Annotated in this window: 20 protein-coding genes; 15 read left to right on the top strand and 5 right to left on the bottom strand. The window is 59.9% G+C overall.

Features of this window, described 5'->3' with window-relative positions; all coding sequences use genetic code 11:
* Positions 1 to 46: 46 nt before the first annotated feature.
* The gene (locus tag ACTJJ7_RS21920) at positions 47 to 1,342 is read left to right on the top strand and encodes an MFS transporter (RefSeq protein WP_105737798.1); all 1,296 of its coding nucleotides are present in this window, start codon (positions 47 to 49) and stop codon (positions 1,340 to 1,342) included.
* Between the two features lie 5 nt (positions 1,343 to 1,347).
* Here ACTJJ7_RS21920 and ACTJJ7_RS21915 read toward each other — a convergent pair whose 3' ends face one another.
* Entirely contained in the window at positions 1,348 to 2,376 is a 1,029-nt protein-coding gene (locus tag ACTJJ7_RS21915) for a 2-dehydropantoate 2-reductase (RefSeq protein ID WP_440968807.1), read from the bottom strand.
* A 101-nt stretch (positions 2,377 to 2,477) separates the two neighbouring features.
* On the opposite strand from ACTJJ7_RS21915, the gene dapE reads away from it, so the two are divergent.
* Both dapE and ACTJJ7_RS21905 read left to right on the top strand, forming a co-directional pair.
* Positions 2,478 to 3,665 (top strand): succinyl-diaminopimelate desuccinylase, encoded by a 1,188-nt coding sequence (gene dapE / locus ACTJJ7_RS21910; protein WP_440968806.1) that lies wholly within the window; start codon positions 2,478 to 2,480, stop codon positions 3,663 to 3,665.
* Between the two features lie 6 nt (positions 3,666 to 3,671).
* On the top strand, positions 3,672 to 4,283 hold the full coding sequence (locus ACTJJ7_RS21905) for a hypothetical protein (protein ID WP_440968805.1): 612 nt from the start codon (positions 3,672 to 3,674) through the stop codon (positions 4,281 to 4,283).
* Here the strand turns inward: ACTJJ7_RS21905 and truA are convergent.
* The 4 genes from truA to def are packed head-to-tail and all read right to left on the bottom strand — an operon-like array spanning position 4,235 to position 6,983.
* A complete protein-coding gene (truA, locus tag ACTJJ7_RS21900) occupies positions 4,235 to 5,020 on the bottom strand; it encodes a tRNA pseudouridine(38-40) synthase TruA (protein WP_130268559.1) in 786 nt (261 codons plus the stop codon). The genes ACTJJ7_RS21905 and truA overlap by 49 nt on opposite strands.
* On the bottom strand, positions 5,020 to 5,517 hold the full coding sequence (locus ACTJJ7_RS21895; RefSeq protein WP_440968804.1) for a GNAT family N-acetyltransferase: 498 nt from the start codon (positions 5,515 to 5,517) through the stop codon (positions 5,020 to 5,022). Before ACTJJ7_RS21895 ends, truA begins: the two co-directional genes overlap by 1 nt.
* Positions 5,514 to 6,443 (bottom strand): methionyl-tRNA formyltransferase, encoded by a 930-nt coding sequence (fmt, locus tag ACTJJ7_RS21890; RefSeq protein ID WP_440968812.1) that lies wholly within the window; start codon positions 6,441 to 6,443, stop codon positions 5,514 to 5,516. The genes ACTJJ7_RS21895 and fmt overlap by 4 nt, the downstream gene beginning before the upstream one ends.
* Before the next feature lie 9 nt (positions 6,444 to 6,452).
* Positions 6,453 to 6,983, bottom strand: a complete 531-nt coding sequence (gene def, locus ACTJJ7_RS21885) for a peptide deformylase (protein ID WP_105737786.1) — start codon at positions 6,981 to 6,983, stop codon at positions 6,453 to 6,455.
* Between the two features lie 134 nt (positions 6,984 to 7,117).
* Between def and ACTJJ7_RS21880 the strand changes: the two genes are divergently transcribed.
* The 12 genes from ACTJJ7_RS21880 (at position 7,118) to miaB (ending at position 20,377) form a co-directional block, all read left to right on the top strand.
* A complete protein-coding gene (locus ACTJJ7_RS21880; RefSeq protein WP_440968803.1) occupies positions 7,118 to 8,353 on the top strand; it encodes a DNA recombination protein RmuC in 1,236 nt (411 codons plus the stop codon).
* A 153-nt stretch (positions 8,354 to 8,506) separates the two neighbouring features.
* Positions 8,507 to 10,522 (top strand): hydantoinase/oxoprolinase N-terminal domain-containing protein, encoded by a 2,016-nt coding sequence (locus tag ACTJJ7_RS21875; RefSeq protein WP_440968802.1) that lies wholly within the window; start codon positions 8,507 to 8,509, stop codon positions 10,520 to 10,522.
* 107 nt (positions 10,523 to 10,629) lie between these two features.
* Entirely contained in the window at positions 10,630 to 12,810 is a 2,181-nt protein-coding gene (locus ACTJJ7_RS21870; RefSeq protein WP_440968801.1) for a malate synthase G, read from the top strand.
* A gap of 6 nt (positions 12,811 to 12,816) precedes the next feature.
* Complete coding sequence (locus ACTJJ7_RS21865; protein ID WP_440968800.1) at positions 12,817 to 13,332, top strand: DUF3859 domain-containing protein; 516 nt, start codon at positions 12,817 to 12,819, stop codon at positions 13,330 to 13,332.
* Positions 13,333 to 13,434: 102 nt separating this feature from the next.
* A complete protein-coding gene (locus ACTJJ7_RS21860; protein ID WP_130268566.1) occupies positions 13,435 to 13,854 on the top strand; it encodes a GNAT family N-acetyltransferase in 420 nt (139 codons plus the stop codon).
* A 142-nt stretch (positions 13,855 to 13,996) separates the two neighbouring features.
* A complete protein-coding gene (locus tag ACTJJ7_RS21855; protein WP_440968799.1) occupies positions 13,997 to 16,039 on the top strand; it encodes a GAF domain-containing protein in 2,043 nt (680 codons plus the stop codon).
* A 115-nt stretch (positions 16,040 to 16,154) separates the two neighbouring features.
* Complete coding sequence (locus tag ACTJJ7_RS21850) at positions 16,155 to 16,355, top strand: type II toxin-antitoxin system VapB family antitoxin (RefSeq protein ID WP_130268568.1); 201 nt, start codon at positions 16,155 to 16,157, stop codon at positions 16,353 to 16,355.
* Positions 16,352 to 16,720 (top strand): type II toxin-antitoxin system VapC family toxin, encoded by a 369-nt coding sequence (locus ACTJJ7_RS21845; RefSeq protein ID WP_440968798.1) that lies wholly within the window; start codon positions 16,352 to 16,354, stop codon positions 16,718 to 16,720. The genes ACTJJ7_RS21850 and ACTJJ7_RS21845 overlap by 4 nt, the downstream gene beginning before the upstream one ends.
* A gap of 147 nt (positions 16,721 to 16,867) precedes the next feature.
* The gene (tsaB, locus tag ACTJJ7_RS21840) at positions 16,868 to 17,557 is read left to right on the top strand and encodes a tRNA (adenosine(37)-N6)-threonylcarbamoyltransferase complex dimerization subunit type 1 TsaB (protein WP_105737772.1); all 690 of its coding nucleotides are present in this window, start codon (positions 16,868 to 16,870) and stop codon (positions 17,555 to 17,557) included.
* Positions 17,554 to 18,057, top strand: coding sequence for a GNAT family N-acetyltransferase (locus ACTJJ7_RS21835; protein WP_105737770.1), 504 nt, complete (start codon positions 17,554 to 17,556; stop codon positions 18,055 to 18,057). Before tsaB ends, ACTJJ7_RS21835 begins: the two co-directional genes overlap by 4 nt.
* A 1-nt stretch (position 18,058) precedes the next feature.
* A complete protein-coding gene (locus ACTJJ7_RS21830) occupies positions 18,059 to 18,928 on the top strand; it encodes a lysophospholipid acyltransferase family protein (protein WP_440968797.1) in 870 nt (289 codons plus the stop codon).
* 9 nt (positions 18,929 to 18,937) lie between these two features.
* A complete protein-coding gene (gene miaB, locus ACTJJ7_RS21825) occupies positions 18,938 to 20,377 on the top strand; it encodes a tRNA (N6-isopentenyl adenosine(37)-C2)-methylthiotransferase MiaB (protein WP_440968796.1) in 1,440 nt (479 codons plus the stop codon).
* Positions 20,378 to 20,396: the final 19 nt, after the last annotated feature.

Below are 20,396 nucleotides of genomic sequence, written 5' to 3'. Positions count from 1 at the left end.
CAGAAGCTGGTACCCAAGCCGATTCCATTTCCGCTGAGGTACCAGTATGACTGTGCAGGCTTCCCCTCTGACCAGCGATTATGACGCCAAGCGGCGCCACGCCATTGCCGCCGCCACGATCGGCAATGGCCTCGAATGGTTTGATTTTACCGTCTACGGTTTCTTCACGCCGATCATCGCACGCTTGTTCTTTCCCGCGATCAACGACCTGACCTCGATCCTGCTCACAGTCGGCACCTATGGTGTCGGCTTTTTCATGCGTCCGGTCGGGGCTGTGGTTCTCGGTGTCTACGCTGACCGGAAGGGGCGCAAGGCGGCGCTGACGCTGACAATCCTGATGATGGCGTTCGGCACGGCACTTCTCGGCTTTGCGCCGACCTATGCCCAGGCCGGGATCATCGGACCGCTCGTCATCGTTCTGGCGCGGCTGATCCAGGGCTTTTCTGCCGGCGGAGAGATTGGCGGCGCAACAGCCTTTCTCATCGAATACGCGCCGCCGGAAAAACGCGGGTTTTATGCCAGCTGGCAACAGACGAGCCAGGCGCTGGCCGTCGTCCTCGGCGGCATCTGCGGCACCATCGTCACCCATGCGCTTGACCCGGCAGCCATCGACAGCTGGGGCTGGCGCGTGCCTTTCCTCCTGGGCCTGCTCATCGGACCGGTCGGGTTCTATATCCGCGCCCGTGTCGACGAGACGCCGGTCTTTACCGACAGCCACACGCAGAAGAGCGAGTCGCCATTGCGTGACGCCCTCAGGGATCATCCGCGCGGCATTGCCTCCGGCTTTGGCGTCACTATTCTCTGGACGGTATGCACCTATGTGCTGCTGTTCTACATGACGACCTACGCGGTCAAGCAGCTCAACATTCCGCTCGCCGATGCATTCGTTGCCACAACCATTGGCGGATTGGTGCTGATGCTGGGCTGCCCCGTCGCCGGGGCCTTGTCGGACCGGGTGGGGCGCAAGCGGCTGCTGCTGGCAGCAGCCATTGCCATCGGTGTGCTGATCTATCCGCTGTTTGCCTGGGTCAACGCCTCGCCCGATCTGATGACTCTTGCCATTGTCCAGGGCATTCTCGGGCTGCTTCTCGCCGCATTCACCGGACCGGCACCAGCACTGCTGGCCGAGCAGTTTCCTGCAGGCTTGCGCTCCACCGGGCTGTCGCTGGCCTATAATTTCGCCGTGACCATTTTCGGCGGCTTTGCCGCCGTCATCGTCACGCTGCTGATCGAGGCAACGGGTACGAAACTGGCTCCGAGTTTTTACGTGATGGCGGCAGCACTGGTGAGTGCGCTGACACTTCTGACCATGCAGGACAAGACGGGAAAACCGATCGACTGAGCGGATTAGGCGACGAATTTCTGCCGGATCTCGGCCACCGCATGGCAGCGGACCGGTTGTCCCTCGGCTTGTTTGACGCATGCGATGACCTTTTGCGCCAGGGGCGTGGAAATGCCCTTTTCCCTTGCCAGTTTGACAATGACACCCTGGAGATAATCGATCTCGGTGGTCCTGCCGCGCGAAAAATCCTCCCACATGGATGAGCGCGCGCGCGGATCGATGGCCAGCATCCTGCGGGCAACACGCCGGAACAGAAAATCGGGCAGTCGCAGAATCCATGGCAGTATCGCTGGTGAGACGCCCTGGACCGGCGCTGCAACGATGCCATGGGCTTTCATGACCTTGAGGCCTTCGCCCATCTGATCGGCAAGCAGAACGCGCCAGTCGCGGTCGGCAAGCTGTGTGGCAAGCGGCAGGTTTGACAGGGCGTTGAGCGCATTGTTGAGGTTCATCATCAGCTTGCCCCAGAGAATGCCTTGCATATTGTCGTGCGGGCTGACCGGAAGGTCTGGTGTCGACAGGGCTGCGGCCAGGCCCTCGGCGTTGTTTTCAACAAGGATCGTGCCCTGTGTGGTGCGGCGTACACTCAGCGGCAGCGCGCCTGCATCTGATTGGACGACGTTGAAAGGCACCATTCCGGCAACCACGGTCATGCTCTCCGGAAGGTTTTCTCGGAGAACACCGGCATTGCCGATACCGTTCTGCAGACTGACGACGATACAGTCAGCGGGTGCATGGCTGGCAATCACCTCCGCCATCTCTTGCGTCGCACCGCTCTTGACAGCCACGAGAATGATCCGCGCCTTGTTGAAGGCTGCGGCGGGGTCCTGCGTGAGGGAAAGCCGGTCCGGCGATAGAAGCCGCTCCGTGCCGTCGAGATTGATAATTTTCAGGCCGGCGCGCCGGATTTCGTCCGCCACGCGGGGCCGGGCCAGGAACGTGACGGCCTTTCCGGCGGCGGCAAGCTGGCCGCCGACATAGCAGCCGATGGAGCCGGCGCCTGCGACAACAATACGGCCATTGTTTTCAGTCATCGGCGAGCCCCGGTTTGACGCAATCGTCAGCCATTAAAACAGATGCACGCATTGCGATCCAGTGCGTGACAGGATGCTGCTTTTGGATTATCGCTTTGCACATGACATCCTCGACAGATCCCGTAAACAACCTCGCCCAACTCATTGCTTGTCCATCGGTTACACCGGCGGAGGGCGGTGCTCTCACCACGCTCGAAGCCATGCTGGCGCCGCTGGGCTTTTCCGTTGAGCGCCCCACCTTCAGCGAAGACGGGACGCCTGATGTTGAAAATCTCTACGCCAGACGTTCGGGCAATGGGCCGCATCTGATGTTTGCCGGTCATACCGACGTTGTTCCCGTCGGCGACGCGGCGGCCTGGACCTACCCGCCATTTTCGGCGGCGATCCACAAGGGCGAGATGTATGGCCGCGGTGCGGTTGACATGAAGGGCGGCATTGCCTGTTTTGCCGCCGCCGTTGCCCGCCACATCGCGAAGAATGGCGCTTTGAAGGGCTCGATTTCCTTCCTGATCACCGGCGATGAGGAAGGCCCGTCGATCAACGGTACCGGCAAGCTGCTGGAATGGGCCAAGGCCAGGGGTGAAACCTGGGATGCAGCCATCGTCGGCGAACCAACCAATCCCGACAAGCTGGGCGACATGATCAAGATCGGCCGGCGCGGTTCGCTCTCGGGAACGGTCACCGTTCATGGCGTTCAGGGGCACGCGGCCTATCCGCATCTGGCCGACAGCCCGGTTCGCGGACTGGTGACGTTGGTGGACAGCCTGCTTTATCCGGCTTTCGACAAGGGGACGAAGAACTTTCAGGCGACCAATCTGGAAGTCACGACGATCGATGTTGGAAATCCTGCTGTTAATGTCATCCCGGCCAAGGCAACCGCGACATTCAATATCCGTTTCAACGACACATGGACCGATGAGACGCTGATGGCGGAAATCCATAACCGTCTCGACAAGGCATCCGGGCGGCGCAAACTGCGGCCAGGCCGGAAAACGCCTGTTAATTACGAGCTTGTCTGGCGCGACCGGCCGAGCCATGTCTTTCTCACCCATGATGAAAAGCTTATCGGCACGCTGACCGCTTCGGTTGAGGCCGTGACCGGCAAGCGGCCGCAGCTGTCCACCTCGGGTGGTACATCCGATGCGCGCTTTATCAAGGATTACTGCCCGGTGGTCGAGTTCGGGCTCGTCGGGCAGACCATGCACATGGTGGATGAGCGTGTGGCGGTCGCCGACCTGGAAACGTTGACACAAATTTACGAGCGGTTCATTGCCGACTTTTTTGCCTGAGCGACCATGCTGAATTTTGAAGACATCCAGCGTTATTTCTGGGGCTCATGGCGGATCATGAACGGCCATGCCGACGGTCTGGAATTCTTCGATCTGTCCGAAGACGGCTTCTGGCAATCATTCCATGCGATCACGGTATCGCTGCCGCCTTTGATATTGAGCTGGATTGTTTTTGCCAATGATGTGGTGGCCTTCCGGCCTGAAACGGGAACCCGGCTTTCCCTGATCGGCCGGATCGCCTTTGTCGATTTGACCGCATGGGTCCTGCCATTGGCGGTGCTGCTTTTCGTGGCCCCGCGCATTGGCCTGCGCAGCCGCTTCAGTGTCTATGTGATCACCAGCAACTGGGGCTCCGCATTGGTGAACTGGCTGGTTGTGCCTGCCACGCTGATTCATATTTTCATGCCGACGCGGCCGCAGTTCTCGCTGGGTGTCGACCTCGTGCTCAACGCCGCCGCGCTCGTTTTGACCTATCGATTGACGCATGTGGCGTTGAAGAAAACCTATGCCTATACGACGGCCTTCTTCGCCATTCTGGTTACCGGATATATTATTCTGGTGGTCGTTCTTCAGAGCGTGCTGGGAATTGCCATGCCGGAGCCGATCACACTCGGGTAATCCACACCGACGAGGTAGAGGCCATAGGGCGGCGCGACAGGACCGCAGGCCTTGCGGTCCCGGGCGGCAAGCGCATCGCTGACATCGTCGGCCGTCCAGCGGCCGCAACCCACTTCGTTCAACGTTCCCGCAAATGACCTGATCTGGTTGTGCAGGAACGAGCGCGCGGATGCCCTGATCTCGATGATTTCCCCGTTGCGTATAACGCTGAGGTGATCGAGCGATTTGACCGGGCTTTTTGCCTGGCACTGGGTGGCGCGAAAGGTGGTGAAATCGTGGGTTCCGACCAGCCGTTGTGCCGCCTCGTGCATTGCCTGTGCATCAAGCGGTTTCTTCACCCACCATGCGCGGAATGCTTCCAGTGGCGCGGGTGGACGGCGATTGATGATGCGGTAGAGATAATGCCGGCCCGTGGCGGAAAAACGCGCATCGAAATTCTCGCTCATCCGCTCGACATTGATGATCCCAACGGTTTCTCCGGCCACGACCAGATGGGCGTTGAGCGCCTCGCGCACCTTGGCGCTGCTCCAGTCCTTGGTCAGATCCACATGGGCAATCTGGGCAATCGCATGCACGCCCGAATCGGTGCGGCCCGCGGCGCCAAGGGAGATGGTTTCGCCGCAGAACTTGAAGATGGCCTGCTCGATGGCTGCCTGAACGGTATGGCCGTTTTCCTGCCGCTGCCAGCCCGCATAGGGGGTGCCGTCATATTCGATGGTGAGCTTGTAGCGCGGCATCAAAGGCCCTCGAACGCTCTGGAGTAGACAAGCGTTCCCGACAGAGGTGCATCGCTGAAAGCCAGCGCCTGCAGATACGCGCCCTGATATTGGCTGGTAAAACCCGATGCCCGCGCATGGGTGTAGCCGAAGCGGCCGTAATAGCCGGGGTCGCCGAGGACAACGGAAAGGGTTTCGCCCATGAGCGCCAGCTGTTCGTGTGCAGCCTTGATCAGTGCGGACCCGATGCCTTTGCCCTGATGGGCGGAGGCGACACTGAGCGGTGCCAGCGCAACCGCGTCAAAGCTGGTTCCATTCTCAACGCGCAGCCTTGAAAACAGGATATGGCCCGCCAGCGCGCCATCGAACTCCGCAACCAGTTCGAGAACGACATCGCCATTGCCGCTGAGTTGCGCGACCAGCTTTGCTTCATCCGGCCCGTCAAAGGCCTCTTCGAGGATAGCTGAGATCAACGCGCGGTCCGCGGGCTGTACGCGACGAATGGCGATGCTGCTCATGGCAGCTTGGCCCCTTGCGCAATCTTGGCGCCACGCTGGAATTCCTGCCCATCCATGGCCTTGCCACCCGCCCGCTGTAGCGCGCGCAGACGCACCGCGCCTTCTCCGCAGGCAATGCGCAGATCGTCGTCGAGCACGGTGCCCGGCACGCCGGCACCGGTTGCAAGCAGCGAGCGCAGCAACTTGACGCGTTCGAGGCCGTCACCGATTTCCATCTCGCACCAGGCGCCGGGAAACGGTGCCAGACCGCGAATGCGGTTATGGATGTCAATGGCTGGCAGGGTCCAGTCAATGCGGGTTTCAACCTTGGTGATCTTCGACGCGTAGGTGACGCCGTCTTCCGGTTGCGGGGTCAGGGTGAGGCTGTCCCGTTCCAGCGCAGCCATGGCGCGCACCATCAGGTCTGCCCCGATCATGCTGAGCTGGTCGTGCAACTCGCCCGCTGTCGTGTCGGGTGTGATCTTGACCTTTTCGGCCATGGCGACCGGGCCCGTATCCAGCCCTTCATCCATTTTCATGATCATCATGCCGGTTTCGCTGTCACCCGCCATGATGGCCCGCTGGATCGGCGCGGCGCCGCGCCAGCGCGGAAGAAGCGAGGCATGGCCGTTGTAGCAGCCAAGGCGCGTGCCTTCGAGAATGGCGGTCGGCAGGATCAGGCCATAGGCCACGACGATGGCAACATCCGCATTGAGGTCACGGAACGCCTGCTGTTCCTCGGGATTGCGCAGGCTTTTGGGCGTGCGCACTTCAATGCCGAATTCCTCGGCATTGCGATGAACGGGGGAGGGAGTTAGCTCCAGTCCGCGCCGCCCGGCAGGACGCGGCGGCTGGCTGTAGACAGCGACGATCTCATGGCCCTGGCCAATGAGCGCGTTGAGAACCGGTACGGAGAATTCCGGGGTTCCCATGAAGACGATGCGCAGGCTCATGGCTTACACCGCCAGCCGACTCGGAACGCGATCCTTGGCAAGCTTCTTGAACTTCTTCATCACCATTTCACGCTTGAGGCGCGAGATGTAGTCGATGAACAGAACGCCGTTGAGGTGGTCAATCTCATGTTGAAGGCAGGTCGCCAGCAAGCCGTCAGCCTCGATCTCGTGCTTCTTGCCTTCGATGTCAAAATAGGCAACGCGCACTTTTGCCGGGCGTTCCACTTCCGCATAGTAATCCGGAATGGACAGGCAGCCCTCTTCATAGACATTGCGCTCGGTGCTGGAAGACAAAATCTCGGGGTTGATGAAAACCTGCGGTGCCTTCGGTTCGTCTTCTTTGGCAAGGTCGATCACCAGCATGCGCAGCGGTTCCGCCACCTGAATGGCGGCCAGGCCGATGCCCGGCGCGTCATACATGGTGTCGAGCATATCGTTGGAGAATTTGCGCAAATCAGCGTCAAAGCGCTCCACGGGTTTGGAAACCTGGCGCAACAGCGGATCGGGAAGAATGACAAGCGGTTTGATAGACATGTGCATCACCTAATATCTCGGCTTTCAACCGTCAATCCGACACAAACGGCATTTGTGCCGGCATGACCATCATTTGTAAAAATGTTCTTGTTTTGATCTCACATTTGCCATCCGAATCGGTTAGTCTGCTTGCCATGGAAACATCACATTCACTCGACCAGCCATTGTTTCAGCTTGGTGCCAGTTCAATATCGGTCGGCACCGCGCTGATGACCGCGGCTGTCATCGTTGCCCTTGCCATCGTCCTGTGCGGGATTGCGCTCTGGCGTTCGGCGCGGATACGGCTGATCGCGGAAGTACAGGCGGAAGACCGTGCGCGCGATGCGGAAGTGCGGATGGCTGAGATCCTGAAGAGCCAGTCCGAGATGCAGGGCCGCATGCAGACCATGGCCGAACTTTTCGGCTCCCGCCAGGCTGAACTCAACCAGTCGATCCGCGAGCGCCTTGACGGAATGACCAGCCGCATCGGCCAGACTATGACCGAACAGACGCAGTCGACTCATGAAAATCTGGCCAAATTGCAGGAGCGGCTGGCGGTCATCGATACCGCACAGAACAATATCCAGTCGCTGGCCGGACAGGTTGTCCAGCTGCAGGCGATCCTCGCCAACAAGCAGACGCGCGGCGCTTTCGGCCAGGCGCGCATGGAAACCATCATTGCCGATGGCCTGCCGCAGGGGGCCTATGAGTTTCAGGCCACGCTCTCCAATGGAAGCCGGCCGGATTGCATCGTTCGCATGCCGAATGGCGCTCCCAATCTGGTCATCGACGCCAAATTTCCGCTGGAAGCGTGGAATGCCATCCGCGAGTCCGAAACGCCGGACACGAAGAAGCTGGCGCTTGCCCAGTTCCGCCGGGATATCGAAATCCATATTCGCGATGTGTCGGAAAAATACCTGATCAATGGCGAAACCCAGGATACGGCGTTTCTCTTTGTGCCGTCGGAATCCATCTTTGCCGAGATTCACGAGAATTTCGAAGGCATTGTGCAGAAGGCCCATCGTTCGCGCATCGTCATCGTTTCGCCATCGCTGCTGATGCTGTCCATTCAGGTCATTCAGGCGGTGCTCAAGGATGTGCGCATGCGCGAGCAGGCGCATCTCATCCAGGGCGAGGTGATCCGCCTGATGGAAGATGTCGGGCGTCTGGATGACCGGGTCCGGCGGCTGCAGACGCATTTCGGTCAGGCCAGCAAGGATATTGACGATATTCTCGTCTCGTCCGGCAAGGTGACAAAGCGCGGCCAGAAGATCGAGGCGCTCGAATTTGTCGATCCGGCGGCCGGCGAACCTGCAAAGGGACCGGATGCCAGCCGTTCGGCAGCATCGGCAACGGGCCAACTGCGCCTGCGCGTGGTGGACGAGGATTAACGGTCATCCCAGCCGTGACGTAACGGGCCGTCACGTAACAAGATTCGAATAGTTCCGGCACTGTTGTGCCGTTGCGGCGGCAAATGTCAGAATCAGACCACTGGTCGTCTGCGCCGTCATGGGATAACCCTGCCACAAACGGCGCAGGGCATCATGGCTGATTCACAGATAGAGAACGCGATTTTCCTCGGTATTGATACGGGCGGCACCTATACGGATGCGGTTCTCTGGTCGGAGGCGCGCGGCGTCATCGCCAAGGCCAAGGCTCTGACCACGCGCCACGATCTGAGTGTCGGCATCTCCGGGGCGGTCGAACGCATTGTCGAAGAGGCTCGCATTGATCCGGGCCATATCCGCCTTGTCTCCATGTCGACCACACTGGCCACCAATGCCCTTGTCGAAGGGCAGGGCGGGCGGATCGCCCTTGTCATGGTCGGGTTCTCGCCAGCCGATCTGGAGAAGGCGGACCTTGGGTCTGCCCTTGGCTCCGATCCCGTTGTCTTCCTGCCGGGTGGCCACGATGTCTATGGCCGTCCGCAGCCCTTCGATGTCTCGGCGCTGCAGGAGGCCTTGCCGCGCCTCAAGGATGAGGTGACGGGCTTTGCCGTCTGCGCCTATTTTGCCGTACGCAACCCCGAACATGAGATTGCCGTTCGCGATCTTGTAAGGGCGCAGACGGGTCTGCCTGTCACATGCAGTCACGAGCTTTCGGCCAAGCTGAACGGTCCGCGCCGTGCCCTGACGACCGTCCTCAACGCCCGGCTCATCGCGATGATTGACCGTCTCGTGGCGGCGACGGAGGGATTTCTCGACCGGCGCGGCATTCATGCGCCGCTCATGGTGGTGCGCGGCGATGGCGCGCTGGTCTCGGCGGCATTTGCGCGGCACCGCCCGATTGAAACGATTCTGTCGGGACCGGCTGCCAGCCTTGTCGGCGCACGCCATATGACGGGCCTCGACAATGCCATCGTGTCCGACATTGGCGGAACAACCACGGACGTTGCTGTTCTCGACAATGGCCGTCCCCGACTCGATCCCAACGGCGCCACCGTCGGCGGTTTCCGCACCATGGTCGAGGCGGTGGCCATGCGCACATTCGGACTGGGGGGCGATTCCGAAGTGTCGCTGGACGACAATGCCATGGCACCGCGCATCATGCTTGGACCAAGGCGCCTGGTACCGCTCTCCCTGCTTGCAGCCAATCACGGCGCAACGGTCATCGATCATCTGGCGCGGCAGGTGAAGACGGCCAATCCTGGACGTCTGGACGGGCGTTTCGTGCTGCGGACCGGCGTGCCCGAACAAATGGCTTCGGGATTGAGCAAGGGCGAAGCCGAGCTTTACGTGCGGATCACCGGTGAACCGCAGCCGCTCGACCGGCTTTTGAATTCCGTTTCCCAGACCGCGACGATCAACCGGCTGGTGGCGCGCGGGCTCGTTCATCTCTCGGGTTTCACGCCGTCCGATGCCTGCCATGTCCTCCACCTGCAGAACAATTGGAACGGCGAGGCGGCGCGCTACGGCGCCATTCTCTATGCCCGGCGCAAGGATGGGGCGGGCCGCCCTTTGTGTGATACGCCGGAAGAGATTTCGCGCCGCACCTATGACGCACTCATCCGCCGCTCGTCGGAAGTGGTGCTGGAAACCGTCTTTGCCGAGGATGGATTGGATGGTCCTGACATGGTGGCCAGCCCACTGACCCAAAGGGCGCTTTCCGGCGAAGGCGGCATTGCCGGCATCAAACTTGATATCGACCGGCCGCTGATCGGCCTGGGTGCTTCCGCTCCCGTCTATTATCCCGCTGTCGGAACCATGCTGGGCGCCCCGAGCATTGTTCCCGTCGACACCGATGTCGCCAATGCGCTGGGAGCTGTCGTCGGACAGGTGCGCGTGTCGGTCGAGGCCTACATCAGCCAGCCCGTTGAAGGGATTTTCCGCGTGGCGGCGGGAGAGGCTGTGAAGGATTTTCAGGAGGAAGAACTGGCGATTGCCTTTGCCGAGGAAACACTGCAGGAGCAGGTTCGCAGTTTTGCGCTGGAAGCCGGTACCGATGAAGCACAGGTAACGATTGCCCGAAACATCAGCGCGGCAACGGTTGAGGATCAGCGAAAATTTATCGAAGCGGTGCTGGTTGCAACCGCCACGGGCAGGCCCCGCATCGCCCACTGATTGATTATTTCCATTATGGCATAAATCATGTTCATTTAGGATGAATTGACGGGGAATGCTTTGGTGTGTTCAAGGATACGCTAACAGAAAATCTGAAGGAGTATGGTATGAGCGAGCGGGTCGAGATCAATGGTCTGAAGGTGGCGAAAGAGCTCTACGACTTCGTGGCACATGAAGCGGTCACCGGAACGCCGGTCAATGCCGATGCCTTCTTCCAGGGACTGGCCGCCATCGTCGATGACCTGTCGCCGAAGAACCGGGCCCTGCTCGCCAAGCGCGATGCATTTCAGGAAAAGCTTGACGCGTTCTATCGCGAAAAGCGCGAGACGGGATACACACCGGAGCAATATGAAGCGTTCCTGCGCGAAATCGGCTATCTGCTGCCCGAGGGCGGAACATTCTCGGTTTCTACCGACAATGTCGATCCGGAAATCGCGGTAACGGCTGGACCGCAGCTGGTTGTGCCTGTCATGAACGCCCGCTACGCGCTCAACGCGGCCAATGCGCGCTGGGGTTCGCTTTACGATGCGCTCTACGGCACCGATGCCATTCCGGAAACCGGTGGCGCGGAAAAAGGCAAGGCATTCAATCCGCTGCGCGGCGCCAAGGTTATCGCCTGGGCCAAGGCCTTTCTCGACGACAGTGCGCCGCTCGATGGTGCACGCTGGGCCGATGTGACCGGTCTTTCCATCGATCACGGCGCCCTTGTGCTCAGGACTGCCAATGGGGTTGCCCCGTCGCTGAAGGATCCGGCGCAGTTCGTCGGCTATAAGGGCGATGCGTCCAGTCCATCCTCCGTTCTCCTGGTGAAGAACGGCATGCATGTGGAGATCGTCATCAATGCCGGTCATCCCATCGGGAAAACCGATCCTGCCAATATTGCCGATGTGGTGCTGGAATCGGCACTCACGACCATTCAGGACTGCGAGGATTCCGTTGCTGCCGTCGATGCGCAAGACAAGGTTGTCGTCTATCGCAACTGGCTCGGCCTGATGAACGGCGACTTGCAGGATACATTTGAAAAGGGCGGCAAATCAGTCACGCGCAAGCTCAATCCCGACCGCGACTATACAGGGAAAGACGGCAAGCCGCTGACACTGCCCGGCCGTTCGCTCATGCTGGTGCGCAATGTCGGTCACCTCATGACCAATCCGGCTATCCTCGACAAGGATGGCAATGAGGTGCCGGAAGGCATCATGGATGCGGCAATCACCGGTCTGATTGCCCTGCACGACGTCGGCCCCAAGGGCCGCCGCATGAATTCGCGTGCCGGTTCGATGTATGTCGTCAAGCCGAAAATGCACGGCCCGGAAGAAGTCGCCTTTGCCTCGGAGCTGTTCGGACGCGTTGAAGCGCTGCTCGGCATGCAGCCCAACACGATGAAGATGGGCATTATGGACGAGGAGCGCCGCACGACGGTCAACCTCAAGGAAGCCATCCGCGCGGCAAAGGAACGGGTTGTTTTCATCAATACCGGCTTCCTCGACCGCACCGGCGACGAGATCCACACCTCCATGGAGGCGGGTCCGATGATCCGCAAGGGTGACATGAAGCAGGCATCCTGGATCGGCGCCTATGAAAACTGGAATGTCGATGTCGGGCTTGAATGCGGCCTTTCCGGCCATGCGCAGATCGGCAAGGGCATGTGGGCCATGCCGGACCTCATGGCAGCCATGCTCGAACAGAAGATTGCCCATCCGAAGGCCGGTGCCAACACTGCATGGGTGCCGTCGCCGACGGCCGCCACGCTGCATGCCACCCACTATCACAAGGTTGATGTGGCCGAGGTACAGGCAAAGCTGAAGACGCGCGGCCGCGCCAAACTCGGCGATATCCTGTCGGTGCCGGTCGCTTCGCGGCCGAACTGGACACCGGACGATATTCAGCGCGAACTCGATAACAATACCCAGGGCATTCTGGGTTATGTCGTGCGCTGGGTGGATCAGGGCGTCGGCTGCTCCAAGGTGCCTGACATCAACAATGTCGGCCTGATGGAAGACCGCGCCACCTTACGCATTTCCGCCCAGCACATCGCCAACTGGCTGCATCATGGCGTCGCCGGCGAGGCGCAGGTTCTGGAAACGCTGAAGCGCATGGCCGGTGTCGTCGACAAGCAGAATGAAGGCGATCCGCACTACCAGCCGATGGCTGCGGATTTCGATGCCTCGGTGGCGTTTCAGGCGGCTTGCGATCTGGTGTTCAAGGGGCGGGCGCAGCCGAACGGCTATACCGAGCCGGTCCTGCACCGCCGCAGGCTGGAACTGAAAGCCAAGCGCGCGGCTGCCTAGCAGCCAATGCGCGCTCTTCGCCTCCTGGCTCTGGTGCTGCCGGCATTGCTGGCGGGGCCGGGGCCTGCGAGGACGCAGGGTGCAGAACCCGCCATTGAAATCCTCAGCTGGGGGCTGACGCGGGCGAAGGATGTCGGCACTGAAGCGGCACCGGATACGCCGACCGGCTATAACCGGCTTGTTGACGGGCCGGTGGACGTTGTCAGGGCCGACAAAATCATCGCCTGCCTCGGGACCAGTTTCGGCGTGATGTATGCCGCTTTCAACATCCCCGATTTTCAGGTCGTGCCGGTCATGATCATTGTCCGGCATCCGGTGATTCACACGCCCGATGGCCGCAGCATGCAGCGCAGCAGCTGGCCCGACGGCGCCATCCGGCAGCAGCGCTATGCGGGATGGGTGTTCGAGAAAAGCTACGAACTGGTTTCCGGTGTCTGGACCTTTTCACTGCAAGACACGCACGGGCGCGAATTTGCAGCCAAGAGTTTCGATGTGACCGCCGGAAGCTGCCCCATATCCTGACGGATGCCCGATGCTTTTCCGATCAGGAGCATTGCCATCATCTTGTTATCCCAGCCGGATAGTCCTAACCATCCTTGCCCGGATGCAATCGGAGGTCTGACCATGTTGACGATAACCCGCGAAGCGGAACCTGATGAGGCAACGCAGCTGGCCATCGAGGCGGGACTTGAGGGTTTCAATACATCGAAGGCCGGACCGGAAAATGCCGAGGACTTCTGGATTATTGCGCGCGATGCGGACGGCAAGGTACAGGGCGGCGTCAAGGGATGGTCATCCTTCTCCTGGCTGTTCGTCGACTGGCTCTGGGTGTCCGCCGATGGGCGAAAGGGCGGGACGGGCTCGCGCTTGCTCGGCGAAGCGGAAGAGGTTGGCCGGGCGCGCGGATGTGTTGGTGTCTATCTTGAAACATTTACCTTTCAGGCGCCGGAGTTTTACCGGAAACACGGTTATGTGGAATTCGGCAGACTGGAAGGCATGCCACCGGGCCATGACTGCATCTGGTTGAAGAAGGCGTTGGACTAGCGCGGCCGCAAGCGCATGTCTCCCTGCAGACACGCGGATCGTAGGAATTCGCAAATAGCAATTGTCACGGTGCAGAATTAGACTATTTGATAATCACGAAAACTCCTGTGTCTCTCACATAATTTGGCGATTGGGTTTATCCATGAGCGATTTGCCCCATTCAGTTCTGCAGGACGCTCATCGGCTAGCTGCCCTTGCCGAATATGATGTCCTCGATACACCGCCGGAGCCGGCGTTCGATAACATTGTTTCTCTTGCCAAACAGATTTGCGAGACGCCGGTTGCTTTGATCAGCCTGGTTGCTGGCGACCGGCAATGGTTCAAGGCGCGGTCCGGGTTTGAGACCTGCGAAACACCCCTCGAGCAATCGGTTTGCGCACATGCGCTGCCAACGGGTTCCGTGCTGATCATTCCGGATCTCACGCTGGACGAGCGAACCCGAAACAACACGCTGGTGACGGGAGAACCCCATATCCGGTTCTACGCCGGAGCAGTTCTCAATACACCGAGCGGTGAGGCGATCGGAACCCTATGCGTGATCGACAGCGTGCCGCGCCCCGGCGGACTGACCGACGCACAAACCGAGGCCCTTCAGGACCTTGCCGAGCAGGTCATCACCATTCTCGAGTTGCGCCGCGTGCTGGAAGACCGCAACGATGTTGTTCTGCAGCAGCGGCGGTCGATTCGCTCCAGCCTGAAACGGGCTCTGTCGAGCGAGGCGGCGCGCAACAAGCAGTACAGGGTCGATGGATGGCTCGGTCCCGCGCAGCAGGCGGGCGGCATCGGGGCATTCGAACTTGATCTCAAAACCAACATTGCCCGTGTCACCCCCGAAATGTGCCGGCTGTACGGGCTGGCGGAAAGCGAGCAGTATTCCGCTCCCACGTTCGAGGCGCTGACCTATGAGGACGACAGGCATCTGGTCTCCGATCAATCGTCGCGCCTTGATGGGAACGTCATGCTTGACATCGAATACCGGATCCGCCGTGTCGATGACGGGTCGTTACGCTGGCTGAGCCGCCGTGGCGAGCTCGTCCATGACGACGCCGGCCAGCCCGCGTTTTTTCGCGGCACGGTCCAGGATGTCACCAAGCGCAAGCAGGCAGAAATCCGCCAGGCTGCCCTTCTCGAACTCGGCGACAGCATTCGCGACGCCCATACAACCGATGAAGCTGCGGAAATTGCCTCGAGGATTTTAGGTGAGAATCTGGGCGCTGGACGTGCGGGTTTTGCCATCATCGATCTGACGGCGGATCTTTTCAATGTCGAGCGTGATTGGAGCGGGGCCGCGCTGAAGTCCATGGCGGGCCGCCACTCCCTGGTCAATTTCAAGGCAACGATCAAGAACTCGCAGATCGGCATTCCAATTGCCGTCTCCGACATACCGGGTACGGACTGGCTGACACAGGACTATGACGGCTATGCCGCCCTTCAGGCCCGGTCGTTCATCAATGTTCCGCTGATGCATGCCGGTGAACTCGTGGGGCTGATGTTCGTTCACGATGAAAATCCAAGGGATTGGCAGACCGACGAGATTCAGTTTGTCGTCAGCATTGCCGACCGGACCTATGCGGCGATTGCCAAGCTGCAGGCTGAACATGAGCAGGGCATTCTCAATCAGGAATTGAGTCATCGCCTGAAAAACACGCTGACCATGGTCCAGGCCATTGCCACGCAGACATTGCGCGATGCGCCGCAGGATGCGGTCGAGGCATTCAAGCAGCGCCTGATGGCACTCAGCTCAGCGCACAATGTGCTGTTGCATCAGAACTGGTCGGCGGCGCGTATCCGCTCGGTGCTGGAGAGCGTTCTGGCATTGCATGGTGAAACATCGCAATTCATCCTGCGCGGTCCCAATCTCAATCTGGGACCAAAGGCCGTTCTGTCCCTGTCATTGTTGCTGCATGAGCTTGCCACGAACGCTTTGAAATATGGCTCGCTGTCCAACAGGCAGGGCACTGTGGAGATCAGTTGGGAAATTCAACGTGCCCAATCACAGATGGAGTTTGCGCTGACATGGCGCGAGAGCGGCGGTCCGGCGACAACCGCCCCTGACAAGAAAGGGTTTGGCTCACGCCTGATCCGTTTCGGTCTGTCGGGCACCGGGGATGCCGATATCCAATATGAGAAAGAAGGGCTTGTCGCGCGGTTCAGGGCGCCGCTGGCGCTGATCATGGATAATTGATCAGGACCTTCGGCCGTGCCTTGCCGGACGGCCGGCGGCGCGCAGGTGAACTTTAGTATGCATTGTTTGCCGCATTATTCGATGCTAAAATCGTGCCTGAACCAGGAAGCCGGACATGCGTACCACACTTGCTCTTGACGACGACCTTATTGCCAAAGCACAGGATTTCACGGGATTGCATGAAAAGTCTGCTCTCATTCGCGAAGCCCTCAAGGCTTTGATCGAACGTGAGAGCGCACGCCGGTTGGCGCTTCTTGGGGGAAGTGAACCCGGTTTGAGCACAATACCCCGCCGCCGCATCGGATCGGATGCGTGATCCTTGCCGATACGTCGATATGGATTGATCATTTGCGTGTTGGCGATGCCGAATTAAAACTGCGTCTCAACACCAATCAGATCATGGTTCATCCGTTTATTGTCGGAGAAATCGCTTTAGGCGTCCTACGGCAACGTGACCTCATCCTGGCTGCCCTTCGCGATCTGCCGCAGGTGAAAGTAGCCAATGAAGAGGAGGTTCTGCATTTTATCGATGCCGAAGCGCTGTTCGGTCTTGGTATCGGCTATGTCGACGCGCACCTGCTGGCGGCAATACGGCTAACACCGGGCACGCGCGTGTGGAGCAGAGACAAGAGGCTGGCTGCCGCTGCCGCTCGCTTGCAACTCGGCGTTGACTTTCCGTGATGGAGACGGGGCACTGGATTCGGCCTTCCCGATCAAGGCGATAATCGGCATTCGGGTCGAAAAGCCTTCTGCAATTTTGACCAGATTAATGAATGCCACCCCGAACACTACTTGTTTGCTGGCTGATTCTTGTTTACGCGATTGGCCATGAAACTGCTTGCGCTTGATACGGCCTCCACTCGTTGCTCCGTTGCTGTTCTCGATGTCGAAACCGGGACTGTGCTGGCGGCAACAAGCGAAGATATTGGCAAGGGACATGCTGAACGTTTAATGGCCTTCATTGAGCAGACATTGAAACACGCAGCGGTATCGATCAGTGCCATCGGCAAGATTGCGGTCAGCATCGGCCCCGGATCGTTTACGGGCGTGCGCGTCGGCGTTTCCACGGCGCGCGGCTTTGGACTTGCCTTGCAATGCCCGGTCGCGGGTGTCAGCACACTTGAAGCATTGGCTTTTGATGCACGGCGTGCATTTCCGGGGCGTCCCGTCCTGGCGATTATCGATGCGCGGCGCGATGAGATCTATGCGCAGTTCTTTGCGCCGGATGGGTCCGCGGATTCGGCGCCCGGTGTGACAACCCTGCCGGAGGTGTTCTCTGCCTTGTCGGAACGGCCGGGCGATCTGGTCCTGTCCGGTTCGGGTGCGGCGCTCGTCAATGACGGCATGGAACACAAGCTTGATGTGGCCGTGACCACGTCGACGGGAACGATCGAAGCCTTTGCCCGCCTGGGCGCTCTGCGCGCGGTTGATGGCGAAGCGCCAAAACCCCTCTATCTGCGCGGGCTCGATGTCAAGCCGCAGCAGGGTTTTGTCCTGCGAAGGAAGGTCTCGGAATGATGGGCTTTCCCCTCGGTAATCTGCGCAACCGTCCCTTTGTCGTCGAACCGTTGGTGAACGCGGATTCGATCCACCTGGCAAAGCTGCATGCCCTGACATTCAGCCAGCCGTGGAGCGATGAGGAATTCCTGGCGCTGATGATGCAAGGCAATGTTTTCGGCTTCATCGCGCGGGAAGAGGGCAAGCGGTCCGCTCCCCCCGGCGGCTTCGTGCTGGCGAGGCTGGTTGTCGATGAAGCAGAAATCCTGACCATTGCGGTCGCGCCATCTGAACAACGCCGTGGTCTTGGCCACGCCCTGATGGACGCGACTTTACGTCATCTGCACAATGCCCGGGCGGAAATGCTGTTCCTCGAGGTGGATGAGACAAATATGCCGGCCCTGACACTCTACCGCCGTCTTGGCTTCAAGCAGGTGGGCAAACGTCCCGGTTATTATGAAACTGCGGGCGGACGCTCAGCGGCCCTGACCATGCGCCGTGATCTGAAGCGGGCGCGCTGACATGATGTCCTGGGTTCGGTTCACCGTCACGGCAACGGCTTTTGCGCTGGTCACCCTGATCTCGGTGCCATTGCAATATTTTTTCCTCAAGGCCGGCTGGGGTTTGCGCAAGAGATTTCCGATTTTCTATCACCGCATCGTTGCCAGGTTGCTTGGCCTGCGTATCCACATGCATGGGGACATGGCAACGCAGCGCCCGTTGCTGCTGGCGGCCAATCACGCATCGTGGACCGATATTGTGGTGCTGGGCGCCCTCAAGGAATTGTCGTTCATCGCCAAGATCGAAGTTGCCAGCTGGCCGCTGTTCGGCATGCTCTCCAAATTGCAGCGCTCCGTCTTCGTGGAGCGGGAAAAGCGCGGCAAGACCCATGATCAGGCGAGCGAGATTGCAACCCGTCTGGCCGCCGGTGACGTCATGGTGCTGTTTGCCGAGGGGACGACCTCCGATGGCAATCGTGTCCTGCCCTTCAAGACGTCATTGTTTGGTGCCGCCCAGGTGGCCATTCGCGAAACCAGCGTGGAAACAGTGACGGTGCAACCCGTTGCCATCGCCTATACGCGCGTACACGGCATGCCGATGGGCCGCTTCCATCGCCCGATCATTTCGTGGCCGGGCGACGTGCCGCTGGGGCCCAGTCTGATCGGGCTTTTGAAGGATGGCGCCATCGATGTCGATGTCTGGTTTGGCGAGCCGATGACGATCGACAGCAAGACAAACCGCAAGACCCTGGCCCGGCTGATGGAGAAGCGGGTAAGGGAGATGATGCTGTCGTCGCTTCTCGGGCGGGATCTTGTCGCGCCGGCAGATGAAACGCCGGAGTCAGCCGCTCCCGTCGACTCAGCTATTCTCAAAGAGCGCAAAAAGCTTTAGAAGCCTCGCATGGACGATATCAGCACCCCGCATAAACCGGACGAGACATCCGGAACCCGACCCATTTCGCCAGCACTTGCGAACACGCGCAAGGTCTATGTGAAGACCTATGGCTGTCAGATGAATGTCTATGACAGCCAGCGTATGACCGACAGTCTGGCGGCGGAAGGCTATAGCCCCACCGATACGGCCGATGATGCCGATCTGGTGCTGATCAATACCTGCCATATCCGCGAGAAGGCCTCGGAAAAGCTCTATTCCGCGCTTGGCCGCCTGCGCAAGATGAAGGATGCCCGCGCGCGAGAAGGCCGTGAACTCACGGTCGGCGTCGCCGGTTGCGTGGCGCAGGCGGAAGGTGACGAGATCACCCGCCGTGCGCCGGTGGTAGACTTGGTGGTTGGTCCGCAGACCTATCATCGTCTGCCGCAGGCGCTTGCCCGCGTCCGGCGGGGCGAGCGGGTCGTGGAAACCGAATATGCCATTGAAGACAAGTTCGAGCATTTGCCCGTTCCGCAAAAGGAGCAGACGAGAAGCCGCGGTGTGACCGCATTTCTCACCGTTCAGGAAGGGTGCGACAAGTTCTGCACGTTCTGCGTGGTGCCCTATACCCGTGGCTCGGAAGTCTCGCGGCCGGTCGCGCAGATCCTGAAGGAAGCCGAAAAGCTGGCGGATGCCGGTGTGCGCGAACTGACCCTGCTTGGCCAGAACGTCAATGCCTGGCATGGCGAAGGCGCCGACGGGCGCGAGTGGGGATTGGGCGAATTGCTGTACCGGCTGGCGGAGATACCCGGCATTGTGCGCCTGCGCTACGTGACCAGCCATCCGCGCGATATGGATGACACGCTGATCCATGCCCACCGCGACCTGCCGATGCTCATGCCCTATCTGCACCTGCCGGTTCAATCGGGGTCGGACCGCATCCTCAAGGCCATGAACCGCAAACATACGGCTGTGGATTATGTGCGGCTCATTGACCGGATTCGCGAGGCACGCTCGGACATTGCCCTTTCCGGTGATTTCATTGTCGGCTTTCCCGGTGAGACAGACGAAGATTTCGAGGCGACGCTGCAGATCGTGCGCGATGTCACCTATGCCGCGGCCTATTCGTTCAAATACTCGCCGCGTCCCGGTACGCCAGGCGCTGATATGGAGGACCATGTCCCCGAAGCCGTGAAGGACGAAAGGTTGCAGCGCCTGCAGGCATTGCTGTCGGAACAGCAATATGCGTTCCAGCGCAGCCTGACCGGCAAGACCATGGACGTGCTGATCGAAAAGGCCGGGCGGGAACCCGGACAGATGGTCGGCCGATCTCCTTGGTTACAACCTGTAATTATCGATGTACATGGCGGGGAAATCGGCGACATAATCAGGGTACGAATCATCGGCACGGGAACCAACAGCCTGATTGGGGTTCGTGAGATGGAAACGACGAGCGACGGGACTATATAAGCACTGAACACCTTTTGGT

Origin of the sequence: Phyllobacterium sp. 22229, assembly GCF_052056495.1 — a bacterium.
GTDB lineage: Bacteria > Pseudomonadota > Alphaproteobacteria > Rhizobiales > Rhizobiaceae > Phyllobacterium > Phyllobacterium myrsinacearum.
Note: the sequence above shows the minus strand (reverse complement) of the source record. Positions and strands in the feature narration are given on the sequence as shown.